The following is a 19644-nucleotide window of genomic DNA, read 5'->3' as shown; positions in this document are numbered from 1 at the left end:
ATACTAGATCTTGATATATGATTATTACGCCATTGGAAGTTTAATAGTAAACGTACTTCCTTTTCCTTTGTGAGAATCTACAATGATCTGTCCTTTGTGTAATTCCACGATTTTCTTTACATAGGAAAGGCCTAAGCCTTGTCCTTTCACATTATGAATATTTCCGGTTTCTTCCCGAAAGAACTTTTCGAAAATCTTCGTTTTATTGTGGGTTTCCATTCCCATTCCTTTATCTGAAACTTCGATCACATAAAAATGTGCTTCATTTCTTGTCTTAATGCTAATCTCCGGTGCTTCCGGCGAATATTTATTGGCATTATCCAAAAGATTCACCAGCATATTGGAAATATGAAATTCATCTATTTTAAAGGTGTAATTCGTAGCATTAAATTCCTGAGTAAGCTGTCCGTTTCTTTGCTGAACAATCAGATTGAAAGATTCTGTGGTCCTTTTAATTAATTCTCTTACATTGGTTTCCTTCAGGAACAATTTTACCTCATTCCTTTCAAGCTTCGACATGTTCAGCACGTTTTCCACCTGTTTTTTCATCCTGAGATTTTCCTGCTTTATCAATTCGGAATAGTATTTTACTTTATCAGGATTGGTTGCAATTTTATCGTTGGCCAGAGAATCTGTCGCCACGGAAATTGTTGCCAATGGCGTTTTAAACTCGTGAGACATATTGTTGATGAAATCGGTTTTTACTTCCGCCAGCTTTTTTTGTTTCATCATATAATTAATAGAAATAATATAAATTCCCAAAATCGTAAGCAGTGACAGGAAAGTTCCCAGCAGCATCGGCCAATTGTTCATCGCCAGGGAATATTCTTTTTTCGGGAAAACCAGCGCCAGGCTATACAATGTTCTTTCTTTTGAGTCTGTAAAAAGAGGGTAAGAATAGTTGTTATTGTTCTTTTCTTCTTTAAAAACTTTATTTACAACGCCCGTAAGCTTATTGTTTTTATCTGTAATTCCATATCCGAATTTTGCAGAGATACCCCTTATCCTCAATTCTTTTGTAATAACGGAATCCAAAACTTTTTGGTTTACCCTTTTTGTGATGGGGATATTATTTCCTACAATATTAGCATATTCGCGTAAATAAAAATCACCATTTTCGAGATCTCGATTAATATCAGTCGTTAAAAGTTCACGGCTTGTAGTATCTCTTTTTATTTTGTAGGCGGCTTCGTCGGTATATAATTTTGTAAGCTTGATAGAATCTCCCATTTTGGAAATCGGAAGCTGGCTTTTCTCAATAATATTTTTGGAATAGATAATCTGCCTCTGCGTTCCGGAATCTTCCACTTGCTGAATCGTAGTCAATGAAGGCTGTCCGCTATTGGCAAGAATGTTTTTTCTGAAATCTTTATTATTCTCGTTCAAATATTTATCAACCTCTATTTCACCGATGCTTTTGGCGGTTCCTTCCAGCGCAGAATATACTTTGGAAGAAAAATCCTGCTCCAGGGCACCATAATAACTTTTCAGCCAATAAAACTGGAGCGTGACGAAGACAATCAGTGAGATCGTCATAAACACCGATATTATTGGGATGAATTTATTATTCATTTATGCTATTTTATGAGTTTTTAAAAAAATGAATGTTAAAATTAAACATTTTAAGACTTGATAAACAAAAAACGAGCCAAAAAATTGTGTAATTTTTCTTAAAACATGGTTTTTTAACATTTATTTATAAATTTTAATTACTTGCCATAGGAAAAGTCTTATGCCACGATAAAGAATTAGCTTTGTATAAAACAATTATTATTATGGAATCGAATATCATTTTTAACAAAGATTTTGAATCAAATTCTGTTTATGTGATGAAAATCTATCATACTGAGGTTTCAAAAGTTTGGGATTATTTTACCAAATCCGAATTATTGGATCAGTGGTGGGCTCCAAAACCATGGAAATGCGAAACAAAAAGCCAGGATTTTAAAGGAGGAGGAAGCTGGCTGTATTCAATGGTCGGTCCGGAAGGAGAAAGGCATTATGCTATGGTGAAATATGGTGAAATCACAGAACACAGAAGTTTTGACGGAGTGGATGTGTTCTGCGACGAAAATGGAAACATTAATCCAGATTTTCCTGAAGCGAAATGGTTATTTGGTTTTACAGGAGTAGAGGAAGGAACGAAAGTGACCGTCAATATTCATTTTCCTACGGAAGAAGCTTTGAAAATGCTTTTGGAAATGGGTTTTGAAGAAGGTTTCAAAAGGGGACTGAATCAGTTAGAAGATATTTTAATTTGAAAATTAAAAAAGTGATATTATCAGTAGGAACGGGCTTTAGCCCGTTTTCAATGCAAATGAAAGCAGATTGGCTTTAGCCAAAACTTAAAGAAGAATAAAAAAGGAAAGTAAAAATTACCTTCCATTTTTATTGTATACAATTCAAAAATTTTCAAATTATCTCATTCTCAAATTAATTCCTCATCCTGAAAATACTGAATGATCGCTTTTTTCATTAAAAGCTGCTGCTCATTTGGTTTAAGCTCGGGAAGGTCTTCCAGCTTTTCAAAATGCGGATAGCCGTCATCGTCATAATGCGAAAATTTATAATACCCGAAAGGCTCTAATAATCTGCAGACTGCAATGTGGATTAGATTTACCTTGTCATCTTTCGTATATTTCTGCTGGCCGCTTCCCAACTCCTGAAGGCCGATTAAAAACAAATACGTTTCAATCGGAGCATCTTTCTCAGTGTCAAAATTTTCAATGAAAAATTGTTGTACTTTCTGCCATTGTTCTGCTTCGTTAATCATCTTTTTTCTTTTCTAATTTTAATAAAAATGCATATTCTAATGCATCTTCTTTAAGTGATTCAAATCGTCCGCTTGCACCGCCGTGCCCTGCGCTCATATCTGTTTTGAAAATCAAAATATTGTTATTCGTTTTTAATTCTCTCAATTTTGCGGTCCATTTTGCAGGCTCCCAATACTGAACCTGGGAATCATGGAGACCTGTAGTAATCAGTAAATTAGGATAATCTTTTGCTTCGACATTATCATAGGGTGAATATTCTTTCATATAATGATAATATTCTTCGTCGTTCGGATTTCCCCACTCGTCATATTCTCCGGTTGTTAAAGGAATTGTTTCATCCAACATCGTTGAAACAACGTCCACGAAAGGAACTTGTGCCACAATCCCGTTGAATAGGGTAGGTTCGTAGTTCATTACTGCACCCACCAACAGTCCGCCCGCGCTTCCGCCCATTGCGTAAAGGTGTTTTGAAGAGGTGTAATTTTCTTTAATCAAAAACTTTCCTGCATCAATAAAGTCGAAGAATGTATTTTTCTTGAAGAGCATTTTTCCGTTTTCATACCATTCTCTTCCTAAATATTCGCCGCCTCTGATGTGGGCGATGGCATAAATAAATCCTCTGTCTAAAATCGATAACCTTACGTTTGAAAAACTGGCATCTACCGTGTGTCCGTAGCTTCCATAACCATACAAAAGCAAAGGTGTATCCGCAGATTTTTCCGTGTTTTTATGATAAACTAAAGAAATCGGAATTTTTGCTTCACCATCTCTTGATTCTGCCCAGATTCTTTCGGAAATATAATTTTCAGCAAAGAATTTTCCACCCAAGACTTCCTGCTGTTTCAGGAGTTTAGTGGTTTTTTCCTTCATATTATATTCATAAGTCGAGCTTGGCTGTGTTAAAGAAGTGTAACCGTAACGCAAAACCTCCGTATCAAATTCAAGATTTACCCCAATGTAAGCCGTGTAGGTAGGATCTGAAAAGGGTAAATAATAAGATTCCTGAGTTTTTTCATCAATAATTTTTATTTGGAGTAAACCTTCCTCTCTTTCCTCAAGAACCAAATAGTTTTTAAAGATTTCAAAGCCTTCCAGCAAAACTTCCGGGCGGTGAGGGATTATATCAACCCAGTTTTCCATTCCGCAGTTATTGATTTTTGCTTTTACAATTTTAAAGTTGAAAGCATCATCTGCATTGGTTATAATGTAAAACTCATCCTCGTAATGCTCAACGGAATATTCCAAATCATCAATTCTCGGCTGAATAATCGTCCAGTCCGTAAAAACATTATCAGAAGGAATGAATCTGTGCTCATCCGAAATCGTGCTGGAGCTTGCAATAAAAATATATTCCAACGATTTGGTTTTAAAAACGTTGACATCAAAGGTTTCATCTTTTTCATGAAAAATTAAAACGTCTTCTGAAGTATCAGTGCCCAATTCATGCCTGTAAACTTGGAAAGCCCTCAGGCTTGCATCTTTTCTAATGTAGAAAATGTGCTTATTATCATTGGCCCAGACTGCTTTCCCTGTAGTGTTTTCAATGGTGTCGGGAAGGATTTTTCCTGTTTTTAAATCTTTAAATTTAATGTTGTAGATCCTTCTGCTTACATTATCTGTTGAAAAAGAAGCCAGCTGGTTGTTTGGGGAAACGGCAACGCTTCCTACCTCGAAATAGCTTTCGCCTTCAGCCAGAATATTGACATCAAGAATGATCTCTTCTTCATTGTCCAGGCTGCTGTATTTTCTACAGAAAATAGGATATTCTTTTCCTTCTTCATAACGGACGATATACCAATAACCGTTGAAAAAATAGGGCAGGGATTCATCATCTTTTTTGTAACGGGCCTTCATTTCTTCAAAAAGTTCTTCCTGAAGCTTTTCCGTGTCTTTCATGACAAAATCTGCATAAGCATTTTCTTCTTCGAGGTATTTGATGACTTCAGGATTTTCTCTTTCGTTAAGCCAGAAATAATTGTCAATCCTTTTATCGTTGTGTATTTCAAGTATTTTTTCTATTTTTTTTGCCTGTGGAGCTTTCATCCGAATATTTTTATTTTTTATCCGATCGAATGGAACGTCTATGTTAAGGACGTTTCATTCAATGTGAATTTTTGTTCAAATTTAATTAAAAAAAAACCATCTTTCCTGAGATGAAAAGACGGTTCACTTATATTTTATGATAAAGCCTACTTGTGAAGAGCTTTAATATACTTTTCCAATGCCATTGTCATGGAAGGCGTTTCTTTTGTAGGAGCCATCAGATTTACCTTTAGACCTGCTTCTTCCGCTGCTGCTGAAGTAGTCGCACCAAAAACCCCGATTTTAGTTTCTTCTTGCTTAAAATCCGGGAAATTTTGCTGCAGTGATTTGATTCCCTGAGGGCTAAAGAAAATCAGCATCTCATAATCCTTAATATTAATATCCGTAAGGTCACTGCATACTGTTCTGTACATGATTGCTCTTGTCCAGTCTACATTAGAAGCTTCCATTGTTTTTACAATATCCGGGCTTATCACATCAGATGATGGCAGCAGATATTTTTCCGTAGGAAACTTTTTGAAAAGAGGCAGCAGGTCTGAGAAATTCTTTTCCCCAAAGCTGATCTTTCTTTTTCTGTAAACAATATGTTTTTGAAGATAATTTGCAATAGCCTCAGACTGACAGATATATCGCATTGTATCAGGAACCGCAAAACGCAGTTCTTCTGCTAATCTGAAATAATGATCAATAGCATTCTTACTGGTGAAAATAATTCCCGTATATTGCGTAAGATCAATCTTCTGTGTTCTTAATTCTTTATTGTCAACTCCTTCGACGTGGATAAAAGGACGGAAATCAATCTTTATTTTTTCCTTCTTCGCAATATCCAAATACGGAGACGACTCGCTAGGCGCTGGTTGAGATACCAATATAGACTTTATTCTCATCATTGACTTTATTAAAAAAATAATAATTTCCAAAGCAACAAAAGAGGTGCAATTTGGAGGGTGCAAATATACAAAAATTTATAATACCATTTTTCAGGTAAGACGTTGTTTTTGTGAAATAAATAGAAAAAAACCTTGAAAATAAATACGAAAGAAAAAAACCACAAATAGTATAAAAACATTTTATTTCTGTCTATCGGGAAATAATAATGGGTTATACATAAAATTATCAGTAAAAATGAAAGAACGAAATAAAATTTTGTGGAGGTAAAATAAAAAATCGACCATTTTTTTCCATCGCCAATACTTTGGTAAAATAAAAATCCCAAACATGATTTTATCAGATAAAAAAAGATCATGGCAATTAAGCAAAACCCAAATTTATTCAGTTGAAATCCGAAAAGCTGCAGACCAGCAATAAATTTCGGAACTACAGGAATATATTGCGAGATTACAACGGATAATAAAAGAGCTGTCACACAAGAAGTAATCACCCAACTGGGCAAGTTGTTGCTTGCATCAAAATATTTTTGAAGCAGAAAATCCCTCAGGTTGGCTTCCCTCTCTACGATATTCATCATAAAGAGGTATAAAAAGATACAGCCCAGTAATATAAAGATAACCCAATCGTTATTCTCAGGTATTCTTATTTGATTTGTAATGTTTTGTGACAATAGCAACTGAATAATTTTTTGCAAAATTATAGATTATTTTGTATAAAATAAAAAGGTTAAATAAACTATCTTTGCAAATTGAAATGAAAAAACTGGTCATCATTCCGACTTACAACGAAAAGGAAAATATTGAAAATATTATTTCCGCGGTTTTTGCATTGGAAGATGAATTTCATATTTTAGTAGTGGATGATTCATCTCCTGATGGAACTGCGGAAATGGTAAAGGATTTGCAGAGACGATTTCCACATTACCTTCACTTATCTATAAGACACATGAAAGATGGTCTGGGAAAAGCATATATCCATGGTTTTAAATGGGCAATCGAAAACAAATACGATTACATTTTCGAAATGGATGCAGATTTTTCTCACAACCCGAACGATCTGCCTAAGCTTTTTGAAGCCTGTAAAAATGCAGACATGGCCATAGGATCACGCTATTCCAAAGGAGTAAATGTTGTGAACTGGCCCATGGGAAGGGTGTTACTTTCTTATTTTGCCTCGAAATATGTAAGATTCATTTTAGGTTTACCCATTCATGATACCACAGCAGGTTTCGTTTGTTTTTCAAGAAAGGTGTTGGAAGAGATCGGGCTGGATAATGTAAGGTTAAAAGGATATGGGTTTCAGATTGAAATGAAGTTCCGGGCCTTTAAAAAAAGATTCAAAATTGTAGAAGTACCCATTATTTTTACAAACAGAATTCTGGGAGAAAGCAAAATGAATGGCGGGATCATTCATGAAGCGGTTTTTGGAGTTTTAAATTTAAAATGGAAATCAATAATCAACAGATTATGAAAAAGCTGATCTTCATTTTCCTTCTGATGTTCGTCGTTTCTTGTGAAGGAGATTATATCGATAAACCTGAAAATCTAGTCCCAAAAGATCAGATGGCTGAAATTATGGCTGATCTGGCCATAAACGACCAGGCCACTTATATGTACCCTAATTCTAACCTGGAAGCAGGAACAAGATACGTTCTGAAAACACATAATGTAAAGCCGAAAGATTTTGTTGATAGCTTCAGATATTATGTCGTAAAAGAAAAAATGAACGGAATTGTAGAGAATGCACAGCAAATATTAATAGAAAAAGATCCAAAAGCGGATCAGTATGTAAAGGATAAATTGAAGAAAAACGGCAATGTCCCGAATTTCGCAAGATAATTAAAAGATGCAGAAATTTTTTACTATAGAAAAAACCTCCGAAGGCAAGGCAAGGGCGGGAGAGCTTACCACAGATCACGGGAAAATCCAAACCCCGATCTTTATGCCGGTAGGTACGGTTGCAAGTGTAAAAACCGTTCACCAGAGAGAACTGAGAGAAGATATAAAAGCCCAGATTATTTTGGGGAACACCTATCATCTTTACCTTCGTCCGGGGATGGAAGTGATGCAGGAAGCAGGAGGACTGCATAAATTCATGAACTGGAATCTTCCGATTCTTACCGATTCCGGAGGTTTTCAAGTATTTTCATTGGCGAGCAGCCGGAAAATGTCCGAAGAAGGGGCAAGATTCAAGTCTCATATCGATGGAAGCTACCACATGTTTACTCCTGAAAAATCCATGGAGATCCAAAGGCAGATCGGGGCCGATATTTTTATGGCTTTTGATGAATGTGTAGCCTATCCTTGCGAATACGGGCAGGCAAAATTATCAATGGAGCTCACACACCGATGGCTGAAAAGATGTATTGAATGGACAGAGAATAATCCCGAATTATATGGTCACAAACAAAGGCTTTTCCCAATCGTTCAGGGTTCTACATTTTCAGATTTAAGAAAAATTTCTGCAGAAGTAATTGCTGAAGCAGGGGCAGAAGGAAATGCCATTGGCGGGCTTTCCGTGGGCGAACCTGAAGAGGAAATGTACAGAATCACAGATGAGGTTACCGATATTCTGCCTAAAGAAAAACCAAGATACCTCATGGGGGTAGGAACTCCGTGGAACATTCTGGAATCTATAGGCCTGGGAATTGATATGATGGATTGCGTAATGCCTACAAGAAATGCAAGAAATGCAATGCTTTTCACCTGGAAAGGGGTTATGAACCTGAAAAATGAAAAGTGGAAAAAAGACTTTTCGCCTTTGGATGAATTTGGTACAAGTTTCGTAGATAGAGAATATTCGAAGGCTTATGTGAGGCATTTATTCGTTTCAAAAGAATATCTGGCAAAACAAATTGCTTCAATTCATAATTTAGCGTTTTATTTGGATCTTGTAAAAGTGGCAAGAGAGCACATCATGGCGGGTGATTTCTACGAGTGGAAAAATTCCGTAGTGCCGGTTCTCAGACAAAGGCTTTAAAATAAGTATATGTTAAAAATTATAGACAGATATATCGTAAAAAAATACCTTGGAACTTTCAGTTTCATGCTGATATTGTTGTCTATAGTGGTTTTGGTAATTGATGTACAGCAGAAAATTCCCAGAATAGAAAATGCCACGGCAATTGATGCAAAATTAAATGTTACGTACTTCCTTATTCATTTTTATCCATTCTGGATTATTAATCTGGTGATGACCTTTCTTTCGATTCTGGTTTTCATTTCTGTCATTTATTTTACTTCCAGGATGGCAAACAATACTGAAATTGTGGCGGTTATCAGTAGCGGTGCCAGTTTTCACAGGTTTGCAAGGCCTTATCTTATCACTTCCTTATTTATTGCAATTATTTCATTGATCATCAACCATTTTGTATTGCCTTGGGCGAATATCCAGAAAAATCAGCTGGAAGCTTACACTTATAATGCTACCAATAAAGAAAAAGTGCTCGGGACCGCTCCTGTTTCCGCACAATTGAGCAAAGCAGAGTATATTTTCGTTAATTCCTGGAACAAAAGAGAAAAAAGAGGTTCCGGATTTGTGTATCAGAAATTTGATAAAAACAGAAGGATGATCCATGAATTAAAAGCATCCGATGTGAGCTGGGATAAGGATAAAAAACTTTTTGTATTAAGTTCTTATACAGAGAAAACCATCAATAAGGATGATACCGAAAAGCTTTCTAATGGCTTTGATTTAAAGAAAAATTTCGGGCATGACCCCGAGGAGCTTTTCCCAAATGAGCTTTTGGGGCAGAATAAGACAACTCCTGAGCTTTTAAAATTCATCCAGAGAGAAACGGAAAAAGGAAACAGCAACCTGAATGCACATCTCAATGAGCTTCATCAGAGAACTTCAATGCCCGTGTCTATCGTAATTCTAACGTTTCTAGCACTTTCGCTTTCTTCACAAAAGAAACGTGGGGGGTTGGGAATTAACCTGGCGTTAGGGATTTCCCTGGCTTTTGTTTTTGTATTCTCATTTGAAGCACTGAAGATTGTTTCAGAGAATAAAAGTATTTCGCCTGCCTTAGGTATGTGGATCCCGAATATGGTGTTTTTCCCGCTTGCAGCTTATCTTTATCTCAAAAGAGCCAATCAGTAGAGTAGTTTTATTTCTTTGTGATAAAAAGATTGCAGGCCGTCTTCAAACTCAATAAGGAGCTCACCTTTTTCGTCTGCTTTTCGAATGATGCCATTTTGTCGCATTTTATTCAGTTCAAAAACAGAAATTTCATCCTTTTTGAACAAATGAGAGTTGAAAATATTCATGATTTGATCTTCTGTAGGAAAGGTTTTTAATTTTTTAAGCAAAAAATTATTAAGATTTATAGCAAATTTTTCAAGCTTAAAACGTTTTCCTGTTTGCGTAAAAATTGATCCGGCATTAGATATTTCATCAAATTCTTCCTGAAGAATATTGATTCCACACCCAATAATGAAGTAATTATTTTGATTAATTTTTTTCTTTTCAATTAAAATTCCCGCAATTTTTTTATTTTTAAGGATAATATCGTTCGGCCATTTTATTTTTACATTGTTTTCAGTCAAATTGGCAAGATAATCCCTCATTATAATTGCGGTATAATAATTGAACATAAAATCGGAAAGCGGGAAGTTTTGAGTCTTTACCGCCAATGTATATGCTAAATTTTTTTCAGCAACTGATGACCATGTATTTCCGTACTGACCGCGGCCTCTGGTTTGATTGAATGTATATAGTGTTACAAAATCCGAATTTTCATAAAGTAAAAAATTTGAAATTTCGTCATTAGTAGAAGGACACTCTTTCAGGTAAAATAGTTGACTCATTTAAGAAAACTTTAAGACTTTCGAGAACCAAAAGTAAGGCTAAAGTAAAAGAAAAACAATAAATTTGCAGATTATAGTATTTTTTAATGAATAAAACAGCAGAAAAACAAGAATTATTAGATAAAATCGTTGAAGCAATTCAGGATGTAAAAGGAGAAGATATTATGATCTTTGATCTTTCAAACATCGAAAACTCTGTGGCTGAGACTTTTGTAATATGCAGCGGAAATTCCAATACACAGGTAGCTGCTTTGGCAGGAAGTGTGGAAAAGAAAATAAGAAATGAATTAAAAGAAAGACCTTGGCACGTAGAGGGTACCGAAAACGCAATGTGGGTTTTGGTAGATTATGTTTCTGTGGTGGTTCATATTTTTCAAAAACAAGTACGTGAGTACTACGATATAGAGGAGCTTTGGGGTGACGCTGTCATTACAAAGATTGAAAATGAATTTTAAATTTTAAAAAGTATAAATGAACAATAAAGGATTTAACTGGTTTTTTCCTATCGCAATCATAGCTCTTTTGTTATTCTTTATCCCTAATTTTTTTGGTGATAGCAGTACAAAGGCTATTGATGAAGACGGTTTCTTCAGAGAGATGCAAATGGGAAAAATTCAGAACATTATAATTTACAAAGATACTGAGAAAGCCGATGTGTTCCTAACGCAGGCTGCAAAAACGGCAATGGTTAATAAAACCAAAGAAAATGATCCGCTTTCTGCATTCTCAATGACTCCGAATGCAGATTTTTCTGTTAAATATGGTGACCTTCAGCTTTTCCTTCAAAAATTTGATCAGATAAGAGCGCAGAATCCAACCATAAAAACAACGAAAGATTATGGTACCGGTAAAAGTCCGTTGATGGAGATTTTAGTTCCTGCGCTAGTTTGGATTTCTATTTTTGGATTATTCTATTTCTTTCTTTTCAGAAAGATGGGCGGAGGCGGAGGCCCTGGTGGACAAATTTTCTCTATCGGAAAGTCAAAAGCAAAACTTTTCGATGAAAAAGAAAGAATTCAGGTGACATTCAAAGATGTTGCAGGCTTGGAAGGTGCTAAAGAGGAGGTTCAGGAGGTGGTAGATTTCTTGAAAAACTCAGAAAAATATACAAAATTGGGAGGTAAAATCCCTAAAGGTGTTCTTTTGGTGGGACCTCCAGGAACAGGTAAGACGTTATTGGCGAAAGCAGTAGCGGGAGAAGCCAAAGTTCCGTTCTTCTCACTTTCAGGTTCAGATTTCGTTGAAATGTTCGTTGGGGTTGGTGCTTCAAGAGTAAGAGATCTTTTTGCTCAGGCTAAAGCTAAATCTCCAGCAATTATTTTTATTGATGAGATCGATGCCATCGGACGTGCAAGGGGAAAAAATAATTTTTCCGGTGGAAATGATGAAAGAGAAAATACATTGAACCAGCTTCTTACTGAAATGGATGGTTTCGGAACAGATACAAACGTTATCGTAATGGCAGCAACCAACAGAGCAGACATCCTGGATAAAGCTTTGATGAGAGCAGGACGTTTTGACCGTTCAATCTATGTAGACCTTCCGGAATTGCATGAAAGAAGACAGATTTTTGATGTTCACTTAAAGAAAATCAAGCTTGATGATAATGTAGACAGAGAGTTTTTAGCAAAACAAACTCCCGGATTCAGTGGGGCGGATATTGCAAACGTTTGTAATGAAGCAGCATTGATCGCGGCAAGAAATAACCACGCTTCAGTAACGAAACAAGACTTCCTTGACGCAGTAGACAGAATCATCGGCGGGCTTGAAAAGAAAAATAAAGCGATTAAGCCATCTGAAAAAAGAAGAGTTGCATATCACGAAGCTGGTCACGCAACAATCTCATGGCTGGTAGAACATGCTTCACCACTTTTAAAAGTGACAATTGTTCCGAGGGGGCGTTCATTAGGTGCAGCTTGGTATTTACCTGAAGAAAGACAATTGACAACTACCGAGCAAATGTTGGACGAAATGTGCGCAACTTTAGGTGGTAGGGCAGCAGAGCAAGTAATCTTTAACAATATTTCTACAGGTGCACTTTCAGATTTGGAAAGTGTAACGAAGAGAGCTCAGGCAATGGTTACGATCTATGGATTAAGTACAAATATTGGTAACATTTCTTATTATGACAGTTCAGGTCAGTCTGAATATTCCTTCGGAAAACCTTATTCTGAAGAAACAGCTAAGAAAATTGATATTGAAATTAAATCAATTATCGAAAATCAATATGACAGGGCGATTCAGATTTTAACGGAAAATAAAGACAAGTTGGATGCTTTGGCGAATAAGCTTTTGGAAAAAGAGGTAATCTTCCGTGAAGACCTGGAAGAGGTTTTCGGAAAAAGAGCGTGGGATCCGGAATTAACGGAAAAGCCTGTTACCAATACAATTCCTACGACAAGTGAACAACCCGAACCAATTATTATTAAAGATAAAGAAAAGGAAGAAGAAAGTGAAATTCAGGCTCCTGAAAGCCCAACCCAACTTTAAGTTTTTTCTTAAACTAAATAAATTTAGCCTGACAGTTTTAAAATTGTCAGGTTTTTTCTTATTTATCGGCATGTTTTTGGATTTCTATTTAATTAATTTATATTTTTGTATAAAGGGACTAAAAATAGATCAAGTTGAATTTATTTAAGAGGATTGTAAGCAAACTTACCAACCAGCCTGAGGAAGAAGAAAAACAGAGTCTGGAAAAGCTAGGAGATTCGCTGAAAAATGCAGATCTTGATTATAAGTTTGCACAATTGTTTACGCATTCCGGAGGGTTTTTCAATTACTGTGCTGATGAGGCAGAGGCTCTTAAAACTTTGAACCAGATCATTAAAATAGAAAGTATTCACAATATTTTTTGTTGGGATAAAGATCTACAAAATTTCCTGAATGTTGTGAAATCAACTTATTCTTCGGAATTGCAAGCTGAAAATGATGCAGCTTTTATTACCTGCGAATATCTGATTGCTTATGACGGAAGAATCATGCTTTCTCATAATAATATTCTGCATTATCATTCTTCTAGACTACCCGATAGAATTATTATAATGGCCAATGTTTCACAGATTGTGAGTAACCTGAATGATGCCATGGGGAAAATCAAAAGAAACGGAAATATTAAAAATCTTACTTCTATCAGCGGAAGCCAGTCGAAGCTCGACACATCTTCCAATACCAATACAAAGCTATTTTTATTGCTGCTTGAAGATTAAGTGTCAACTTTTAAAATCAAAATTTTGGACAAAAACCTTATTCAAAGAACACTTTCGGGAATTGTGTATGTAGCAATCATTATTCTTTGTACCACTCCGTTTGGAGCCAAGCTGATCAATAGCATTTCTCCGGATCTTGTAAAACAGGAATATTTATATTATGGGTTAATCACACTTTTGCTGGCCATAGGTTCCTGGGAATGTTTTAAAATTATGAAATTCGGGGACGGCTATGAAAGATGGGTTGTTCTACCTTTAATTATTATTATTTTTTATATTTTCTCCAAAAGATATTTTCATTTTGATTTCTTTTTTGATTTCAGGATAAGCGAAATTCTGGCTTTACTGCTCATTCTCATCGCAATGGTCACTCTGTTTAAATATCCAAACGAATTGTATTACGATAGCGGGAAGCTTATTTTTACGGTAATTTATGTTGCATTACCATTTAGTTTTGCATTGGGTTTACCGAAATTTTCAAGATTTGATGACAGATTCTCACTGGAAGTTCTTTTCCTGTTTTTTTTAATCTGGAGCAGTGATACTTTTGCCTATTTGACCGGAAAATTCTTCGGGAAACATAAAATGGCTCCTAAAATCTCTCCCAAGAAAACCTGGGAAGGATACATTGGGGGAGTAGTCTTAACCTTAATTTTATCCTATTTTATTGAACATTACCAGCCAGACCTTCGCGGAAATTGGATAATTGTAGGATTTTTAGTAGCTGCATTTGCTCCGGCGGGCGATCTTGTGGAAAGCCAGCTGAAAAGAAATTTCGGGGTAAAAGACAGTGGAAACATCATTCCGGGGCATGGAGGGGTATTGGACAGGCTGGATAGTTTTTTAATCTGCGTTCCTGTCGTATATTTGTACTTTATTTTAGAAAAATTTATTTAATCTCATGAAATTACACAAAGAATCAAAAGGAACAATTACCGTAGCAACCATACTCTTTATCATATTAGGTGCTTTGGCGATTTATTTTCTTAAAATGTGGTCATTGGCGATCTTACTGCCTTTATTGGTGGTTTACAGTTTGGTATTTTGGTTCTTCAGAGTTCCAGACCGTGATATTCAGGAACACAGGGAGAATGTTGTCGCGCCGGTAGACGGGAAAGTGGTGATGATTAAAGAAGTGGAAGAAGATGAGTTTATCAAAGGAAAAGCGATCCAGGTTTCAATCTTCATGTCGCCGCTGAATGTTCATATCTGCAGATATCCGGTTTCAGGGAAGGTTATTTATAAAAAATATCATCCCGGAAAATATCTGGTAGCATGGCACGAAAAATCATCTACGGAAAATGAAAGAACAACGGTTGCTGTTGAAAGTTTAACGAACCATAAAGTGGTTTTCAGACAGATTGCAGGATACGTTGCAAGAAGGATTGTTTTCTACTGTAATGAAGGAGATGAAGCAAAAGCAGGGCATGAGTTCGGATTCATAAAATTCGGATCGAGAATGGATGTTTTCCTGCCTTTAGATACGGAGATTATCTGTAAGATCGGAGACATCACAAAAGGTGGTTTGGACGTGATCGCAAGAATGAAAGATTAAGATTTCAACTTAAAAATATTGAAAAGGCTGTTTCGGAAAAGGCGGTCTTTTTTTGTTTGATTTAAAAACATATTGCACGAATTTTTTCACGAATGAACACAAATGGGAAATGATTATTTGAATTGAAATTCAAACAGAATATTTCCATCAATAGGAGCGGGCTTTAGCCCGTTTAACAAAGGGATAAGATTCCAATTTGGCTTTAGCCAAAATCTAAAACATTTAAATTACTGCTGCAAACTGCAACCTAAAATCTGCAACCTATAATTCATTTAACCTGAGTTCGGGATAAGAAAATAATAATAATTGTAATTTAATTGATAATCATTATTTTAAATATTATATTTTGATGATTTAGCTTTCAGATCTTTAAGAGATGACTTCATTATTTCTGGTTTACAACGATTTTTCTATCCTGAAAATCAAAAAATTGATCAAGAAATGAAAGAACTAAGTATAAATTAATAATTTTTTGTTAATTATACAAAATACTTATCCCGAACTCAGGTTATTTAATAAACTTTTTCACTTCATCAATCAACTCCAAAATCAATTCCACGGGCAAATCCTCTTCCATGTCAATTAAAAGAATTTTAAACTTCTTTCTGCCTTCCTGAAGAAGCAGTGGATGATCAAGCCTGTCGCCGTGATAAAAACTTATGTAATGTTGTCTGTGCCTTTTACTGAAATAAAAATAACACATCATTTTCTTTTTATACTTAAAAAACGGCAAGCCAAAACTCAATGCTTCTGTAATATTTTCCGTATCAGATTCCAGGATTTTTTCCCGCAAAAAAAGAAGAGTACTTCTCTCAGGCTCTTCAACTCTGTAGAAATACTCTTGTATGGGATTCATATTTTGAATTTATTTGAAAGGAAGATGGGGGCTTGAAGCAGGAAGATTAATATAACGTTAGCAAACTCCCAGCTTCCCTCTTCGAGCTTCCTGCCTTTCTTTAATCAAAATTCTGCAGCTCAACAAGCTTGTGGTACATTCCTTTTTTGGCGATGAGGTCGTGATGGGTTCCTTGTTCTACGATATCTCCTTTTTCCATTACCACGATCCAGTCAGCCTTTTGAATGGTCGAAAGTCGGTGGGCAATTACCAGTGAAGTTCTGTTTTCCATCATTTTTTCCAAAGCATCCTGCACAAATCTTTCGGATTCTGTATCCAGTGCAGAAGTTGCTTCATCCAAAATCATAATCGGAGGATTTTTTAATACTGCTCTGGCGATGGAAACCCTTTGTTTCTGACCTCCAGAAAGCTTTCCTCCATCATCCCCGATATTAGAATCGTATCCTTCCGGAAGCTGGCTGATGAATGAATCTGCATTGGCAATTTTCGCGGCTGCAATTACTTCTTCGCGGGTAGCATCAGGCTTACCCATCAAAATATTATTGTAAACGGAATCGTTGAACAAAACGGATTCCTGGGTTACCATTCCTAAAAGCTGACGGTATTCTTTTAGTTTTAAATTTTTAATATTTGTCCCGTCAATAAGGATTTCACCTTCTGAAACATCATAAAATCTTGCTAAAAGGTTGGCAATGGTTGTTTTTCCGCTCCCACTCTGTCCAACAAGTGCAATCGTTTTTCCTTTAGGGATAATTAAAGAGAAATTTTTAAGAATAGTATGGTCTTTATCGTAATAGAATCCGATATTATTAAATTCAATCTGATTATTAAGCGTTGAAATGGTAACTGGGTTTACTGCTTCATCGATTTTTACATCGGCATCCAGGATATCCAGTACCCTTTCAAGGGAAGCTTCTCCCTTCTGAACATTAGAAATGGAGGTTGATAAGCTTTTTGCAGGCGGTAAAATCTGGAAGAACATTCCTAAAAAAACAAGAAAATCTGCGGGGGAAATAGATTGCTCAACGATAATTTGTTTTCCGCCGTACCAGGCAATAATTAAGAATGTAATTGATCCTAAAAATTCGCTCATCGGAGACGCAAGTTCCTTTTTCCTTCCAAGACTTATTGAGCTTGCGATCCATCTGCCCATAGATTGTGTGAATCTACTGCTCATTATTTTCTCAGCATTGAAAATCTTAATCACTTTTGAAGATTTTAAAGTTTCATCTACAATAGAGAAGATAGTACCCATTTCGTGCTGCGCTTCATGAGAATCCTTCTTTAAGCTTTTCCCTACCAGCGCAATCATGGTTCCCATAACCGGTAGTACAAGCAATGAAAAAAGGGTCATTTCAGGACTTAAAAAGAATAAGGTAATCAATGTGCTGATCAACATGAAAGGAGCATTGATCAGTTCGATCAAACTGCCTAAAATATTACCTTCTACTTCACCCACATCATTTGACATTCGGGACATCAGGTCGCCTTTTCTCCGTTCCGTAAAGAATGAAACGGGAAGCGAAAGTATTTTGTTGTACATAGCTCCACGAAGGTCTTTAGTAACACCCACCCGGTAATTGATCAATAAAAAAGCTCCTAAATATCTGAAGAGGTTTCTCAATAAAAACATAAAGGCAGTGACGATACAAAGCCACGCCAAAACATTTAATGCTCCATATTCCGTGACCAGAGTCTGAACATAATAATTGGAATATTCTTTTAAATATGATAGAAAATCTGTCACTTCCCCGGAATAAACAGGTGCAGATTCATATTTTTCGGGTTTTATAGTTCCGAAAAGCATTCCCAAAACCGGAAGGATCGTCCCTAGTGAAGCAATCTGGAATACAGAATACATAATGTTGAAAAATAAGCTTCCGTAAATATATTTTCGGTGCGGCCTCGCGAACTTTAGTATTTTAAGATATTGATTCATTCAATAAAAAAATTGATAGCAAAATTACGTAAAATTAAAAGATTAGACGTTTCCAACCTTGTTTTACTTTACTAATATGTTCTTATAAGTTCTGTTTTGTTACAAAATACTTTGTTTCAAATAAAAAACTAGCATAAAATGACGGGTTTATCTTGTCTTTAAAATTTTATTAAAATTTCACTTTATCGTTATATTTCGGAGCAAAATTCTTAGGACCTAATTTTTCTAATGTCTTTCCAAAATTATTTATAATCTGTGCCATATTATCAAGATCGACAACGTTAATGTCATCGTTTTCGTTGTGATAATGGGCTGCTTTCGTCATATCAACTGTTGAAAAAGAATGTGCTATGATTTTCTTTTTAACGAAACTGACGTTATCAGATCTGTAAAATAATTGTTCAGAAGCATACGGATCCGGATTTATTTTTAAACCGTTTGTTACACTTTTATTGAATAATTCATCAAGGTCAGAAAACTCATTACCAGTCATAAACAGAGTGTTTCTACCGAATGCGGATTCTGTGGCTACCATTTCAAAATTAAAAAGGGCAGTAAGATTAGTATAAATTTTATCTAAATTTTTATTTTTAGAAATCGCTTTTGAACCCAGCATTCCTTTTTCTTCACCATTAAAAGCCATAAAAACCATGGAGAATTCAGGTTTTTTATTTTTAAAATAATCCGCAATTCCTACTAAAGTCATGATTCCGCTGGCATCATCATCTGCTCCGTTATAAATATGATCCTTTGGATTATCGCTGGTTCCTATATGATCGAAGTGTCCGGAGAATCCTAAATATTTATCAGTTTTTCCTTTTTTAATTCCACAAACATTATATGTTGTTTTCCCATTATAATCAAATGGAACCAGGTAAGAAGTTCCGGTACAATATTCTAAATTGTTTTCCTTAAAAAGTTTTGCAATATAATTGGCTGCGTTTTCATTTTCCTGTGTTCCGATTTCACGGCCTTTCATTTCATCGGAAGCCAAGGTGGAAATCACAGTCCGGATTCTTTCTTTGGAAACTTCCTGCGCGAAGGTAAATATTGAAAAAAGGGAAAAGGTAATATAGGCTAGTTTTTTCATTTTGAATAAAATTTATAAACAATCTGTCGCAGTTGAAACGGAAATGTTGCAATTTAATTTTAATTATTTTGATCGAAAGACTAGACAAAGGCTTTTCTTCATTCCTTGTTTATATTAAGATAAACTATGGCGTAGATTTATTAAAGCAATACAATTATGAAGAGTTTGTTTTTCAAAATAAGTGAAGCGGCGCTGTATATTTTTTAAAATTTAAAGCTGAAGTTGTTTAAACTTATTTAGACAAAAAAGTTCCAAGAAAATTAGCAATTTTGGATTGCAATTTAAAAAACTAATAATCTGGAACTCATCAGCAAAGATAAAATAGAGAAATGGATTTTACCCCATCTAAGTAAAGGAAAAAGAGGATTTTCTACGAAATTTGACCTGGAAGTTGTTTAAACTTATTTAGACAAAAAAGTTCCAAGAAAATTAGCAATTTTGGATTGCAATTTAAAAAACTAATAATCTGGAACTCATCAGTA

At 35.5% G+C, this 19644-nt stretch carries 19 protein-coding genes; 10 read left to right on the top strand and 9 right to left on the bottom strand.

The annotated features are described in order from the left end of the window. Positions 1 to 24: 24 nt before the first annotated feature. Complete coding sequence (locus BW926_RS11855; RefSeq protein WP_076447324.1) at positions 25 to 1572, bottom strand: sensor histidine kinase; 1548 nt, start codon at positions 1570 to 1572, stop codon at positions 25 to 27. 203 nt (positions 1573 to 1775) lie between these two features. Here BW926_RS11855 and BW926_RS11850 point away from each other — a divergent pair, with 203 nt between their 5' ends. Further along, positions 1776 to 2261, top strand: a complete 486-nt coding sequence (locus BW926_RS11850) for an SRPBCC family protein (protein ID WP_076447322.1) — start codon at positions 1776 to 1778, stop codon at positions 2259 to 2261. 167 nt (positions 2262 to 2428) lie between these two features. Here BW926_RS11850 and BW926_RS11845 read toward each other — a convergent pair whose 3' ends face one another. From BW926_RS11845 to BW926_RS11830, 4 genes are all read right to left on the bottom strand, one after another. Further along, positions 2429 to 2773, bottom strand: coding sequence for a hypothetical protein (locus BW926_RS11845; protein ID WP_076447321.1), 345 nt, complete (start codon positions 2771 to 2773; stop codon positions 2429 to 2431). Beyond that, positions 2766 to 4817: a S9 family peptidase gene (locus tag BW926_RS11840; RefSeq protein ID WP_076447319.1), complete on the bottom strand. Its 2052-nt coding sequence runs from the start codon at positions 4815 to 4817 to the stop codon at positions 2766 to 2768. The genes BW926_RS11845 and BW926_RS11840 overlap by 8 nt, the downstream gene beginning before the upstream one ends. A gap of 146 nt (positions 4818 to 4963) precedes the next feature. Next, positions 4964 to 5704: a uroporphyrinogen-III synthase gene (locus BW926_RS11835; RefSeq protein WP_076447360.1), complete on the bottom strand. Its 741-nt coding sequence runs from the start codon at positions 5702 to 5704 to the stop codon at positions 4964 to 4966. An 11-nt stretch (positions 5705 to 5715) separates the two neighbouring features. Continuing rightward, the gene (locus tag BW926_RS11830; protein ID WP_228403445.1) at positions 5716 to 6378 is read right to left on the bottom strand and encodes a DUF4271 domain-containing protein; all 663 of its coding nucleotides are present in this window, start codon (positions 6376 to 6378) and stop codon (positions 5716 to 5718) included. Positions 6379 to 6461: 83 nt separating this feature from the next. Between BW926_RS11830 and BW926_RS11825 the strand changes: the two genes are divergently transcribed. From BW926_RS11825 to BW926_RS11810, 4 genes are read left to right on the top strand one after another with little or no spacing between them, the layout of a single operon-like run. After that, positions 6462 to 7178 (top strand): polyprenol monophosphomannose synthase, encoded by a 717-nt coding sequence (locus BW926_RS11825; RefSeq protein ID WP_076447318.1) that lies wholly within the window; start codon positions 6462 to 6464, stop codon positions 7176 to 7178. After that, the gene (locus tag BW926_RS11820) at positions 7151 to 7546 is read left to right on the top strand and encodes a DUF4296 domain-containing protein (protein ID WP_228403444.1); all 396 of its coding nucleotides are present in this window, start codon (positions 7151 to 7153) and stop codon (positions 7544 to 7546) included. The genes BW926_RS11825 and BW926_RS11820 overlap by 28 nt, the downstream gene beginning before the upstream one ends. A 7-nt stretch (positions 7547 to 7553) precedes the next feature. Further along, positions 7554 to 8687, top strand: a complete 1134-nt coding sequence (tgt, locus tag BW926_RS11815; RefSeq protein WP_076447316.1) for a tRNA guanosine(34) transglycosylase Tgt — start codon at positions 7554 to 7556, stop codon at positions 8685 to 8687. A gap of 9 nt (positions 8688 to 8696) precedes the next feature. Further along, entirely contained in the window at positions 8697 to 9809 is a 1113-nt protein-coding gene (locus BW926_RS11810) for an LptF/LptG family permease (RefSeq protein WP_076447315.1), read from the top strand. Here BW926_RS11810 and BW926_RS11805 read toward each other — a convergent pair. After that, the gene (locus BW926_RS11805) at positions 9803 to 10516 is read right to left on the bottom strand and encodes a biotin--[acetyl-CoA-carboxylase] ligase (protein ID WP_076447313.1); all 714 of its coding nucleotides are present in this window, start codon (positions 10514 to 10516) and stop codon (positions 9803 to 9805) included. The genes BW926_RS11810 and BW926_RS11805 overlap by 7 nt on opposite strands. A gap of 86 nt (positions 10517 to 10602) precedes the next feature. Between BW926_RS11805 and rsfS the strand changes: the two genes are divergently transcribed. The 5 genes from rsfS to BW926_RS11780 all read left to right on the top strand — a co-directional run bounded on the left by rsfS (position 10603) and on the right by BW926_RS11780 (position 15277). Beyond that, complete coding sequence (rsfS, locus tag BW926_RS11800; protein WP_076447312.1) at positions 10603 to 10971, top strand: ribosome silencing factor; 369 nt, start codon at positions 10603 to 10605, stop codon at positions 10969 to 10971. A 16-nt stretch (positions 10972 to 10987) separates the two neighbouring features. Further along, positions 10988 to 13006, top strand: a complete 2019-nt coding sequence (ftsH, locus tag BW926_RS11795) for an ATP-dependent zinc metalloprotease FtsH (protein WP_076447310.1) — start codon at positions 10988 to 10990, stop codon at positions 13004 to 13006. Positions 13007 to 13140: 134 nt separating this feature from the next. Further along, entirely contained in the window at positions 13141 to 13722 is a 582-nt protein-coding gene (locus BW926_RS11790) for an LUD domain-containing protein (protein WP_076447309.1), read from the top strand. A 24-nt stretch (positions 13723 to 13746) separates the two neighbouring features. Then, positions 13747 to 14619: a phosphatidate cytidylyltransferase gene (locus BW926_RS11785; RefSeq protein WP_076447356.1), complete on the top strand. Its 873-nt coding sequence runs from the start codon at positions 13747 to 13749 to the stop codon at positions 14617 to 14619. Between the two features lie 4 nt (positions 14620 to 14623). Continuing rightward, positions 14624 to 15277: a phosphatidylserine decarboxylase family protein gene (locus BW926_RS11780; RefSeq protein WP_076447307.1), complete on the top strand. Its 654-nt coding sequence runs from the start codon at positions 14624 to 14626 to the stop codon at positions 15275 to 15277. 508 nt (positions 15278 to 15785) lie between these two features. On the opposite strand, the gene BW926_RS11775 is transcribed toward BW926_RS11780, so the two are convergent. From BW926_RS11775 to BW926_RS11765, 3 genes are all read right to left on the bottom strand, one after another. Beyond that, positions 15786 to 16133 carry a DUF1801 domain-containing protein gene (locus BW926_RS11775; RefSeq protein WP_076447306.1) on the bottom strand — a complete coding sequence of 116 codons (348 nt, stop codon included), beginning with the start codon at positions 16131 to 16133 and terminating at the stop codon, positions 15786 to 15788. A 100-nt stretch (positions 16134 to 16233) separates the two neighbouring features. Beyond that, positions 16234 to 18072 carry an ABC transporter ATP-binding protein gene (locus BW926_RS11770; RefSeq protein ID WP_076447304.1) on the bottom strand — a complete coding sequence of 613 codons (1839 nt, stop codon included), beginning with the start codon at positions 18070 to 18072 and terminating at the stop codon, positions 16234 to 16236. 169 nt (positions 18073 to 18241) lie between these two features. After that, positions 18242 to 19162: a M28 family peptidase gene (locus BW926_RS11765; protein WP_076447303.1), complete on the bottom strand. Its 921-nt coding sequence runs from the start codon at positions 19160 to 19162 to the stop codon at positions 18242 to 18244. Positions 19163 to 19644 lie beyond the last annotated feature (482 nt).

The sequence above is a fragment of the Chryseobacterium sp. RU37D genome (assembly GCF_900156075.1).
GTDB lineage: Bacteria > Bacteroidota > Bacteroidia > Flavobacteriales > Weeksellaceae > Chryseobacterium.
The sequence above is the reverse complement of the archived record's forward strand: the minus strand, read 5'-3'. Positions and strand labels throughout refer to the sequence as shown.

Coding starts and splice junctions, on each gene's coding strand:
- BW926_RS11855 (WP_076447324.1), bottom strand. CDS start 1,572: ATGAATAATAAATTCATCCCAATAATATCGGTGTTTATGACGATCTCA.
- BW926_RS11850 (WP_076447322.1), top strand. CDS start 1,776: ATGGAATCGAATATCATTTTTAACAAAGATTTTGAATCAAATTCTGTT.
- BW926_RS11845 (WP_076447321.1), bottom strand. CDS start 2,773: ATGATTAACGAAGCAGAACAATGGCAGAAAGTACAACAATTTTTCATT.
- BW926_RS11840 (WP_076447319.1), bottom strand. CDS start 4,817: ATGAAAGCTCCACAGGCAAAAAAAATAGAAAAAATACTTGAAATACAC.
- BW926_RS11835 (WP_076447360.1), bottom strand. CDS start 5,704: ATGAGAATAAAGTCTATATTGGTATCTCAACCAGCGCCTAGCGAGTCG.
- BW926_RS11825 (WP_076447318.1), top strand. CDS start 6,462: ATGAAAAAACTGGTCATCATTCCGACTTACAACGAAAAGGAAAATATT.
- BW926_RS11820 (WP_228403444.1), top strand. CDS start 7,151: ATGGAAATCAATAATCAACAGATTATGAAAAAGCTGATCTTCATTTTC.
- tgt (WP_076447316.1), top strand. CDS start 7,554: ATGCAGAAATTTTTTACTATAGAAAAAACCTCCGAAGGCAAGGCAAGG.
- BW926_RS11810 (WP_076447315.1), top strand. CDS start 8,697: ATGTTAAAAATTATAGACAGATATATCGTAAAAAAATACCTTGGAACT.
- BW926_RS11805 (WP_076447313.1), bottom strand. CDS start 10,516: ATGAGTCAACTATTTTACCTGAAAGAGTGTCCTTCTACTAATGACGAA.
- rsfS (WP_076447312.1), top strand. CDS start 10,603: ATGAATAAAACAGCAGAAAAACAAGAATTATTAGATAAAATCGTTGAA.
- ftsH (WP_076447310.1), top strand. CDS start 10,988: ATGAACAATAAAGGATTTAACTGGTTTTTTCCTATCGCAATCATAGCT.
- BW926_RS11780 (WP_076447307.1), top strand. CDS start 14,624: ATGAAATTACACAAAGAATCAAAAGGAACAATTACCGTAGCAACCATA.
- BW926_RS11775 (WP_076447306.1), bottom strand. CDS start 16,133: ATGAATCCCATACAAGAGTATTTCTACAGAGTTGAAGAGCCTGAGAGA.
- BW926_RS11770 (WP_076447304.1), bottom strand. CDS start 18,072: ATGAATCAATATCTTAAAATACTAAAGTTCGCGAGGCCGCACCGAAAA.
- BW926_RS11765 (WP_076447303.1), bottom strand. CDS start 19,162: ATGAAAAAACTAGCCTATATTACCTTTTCCCTTTTTTCAATATTTACC.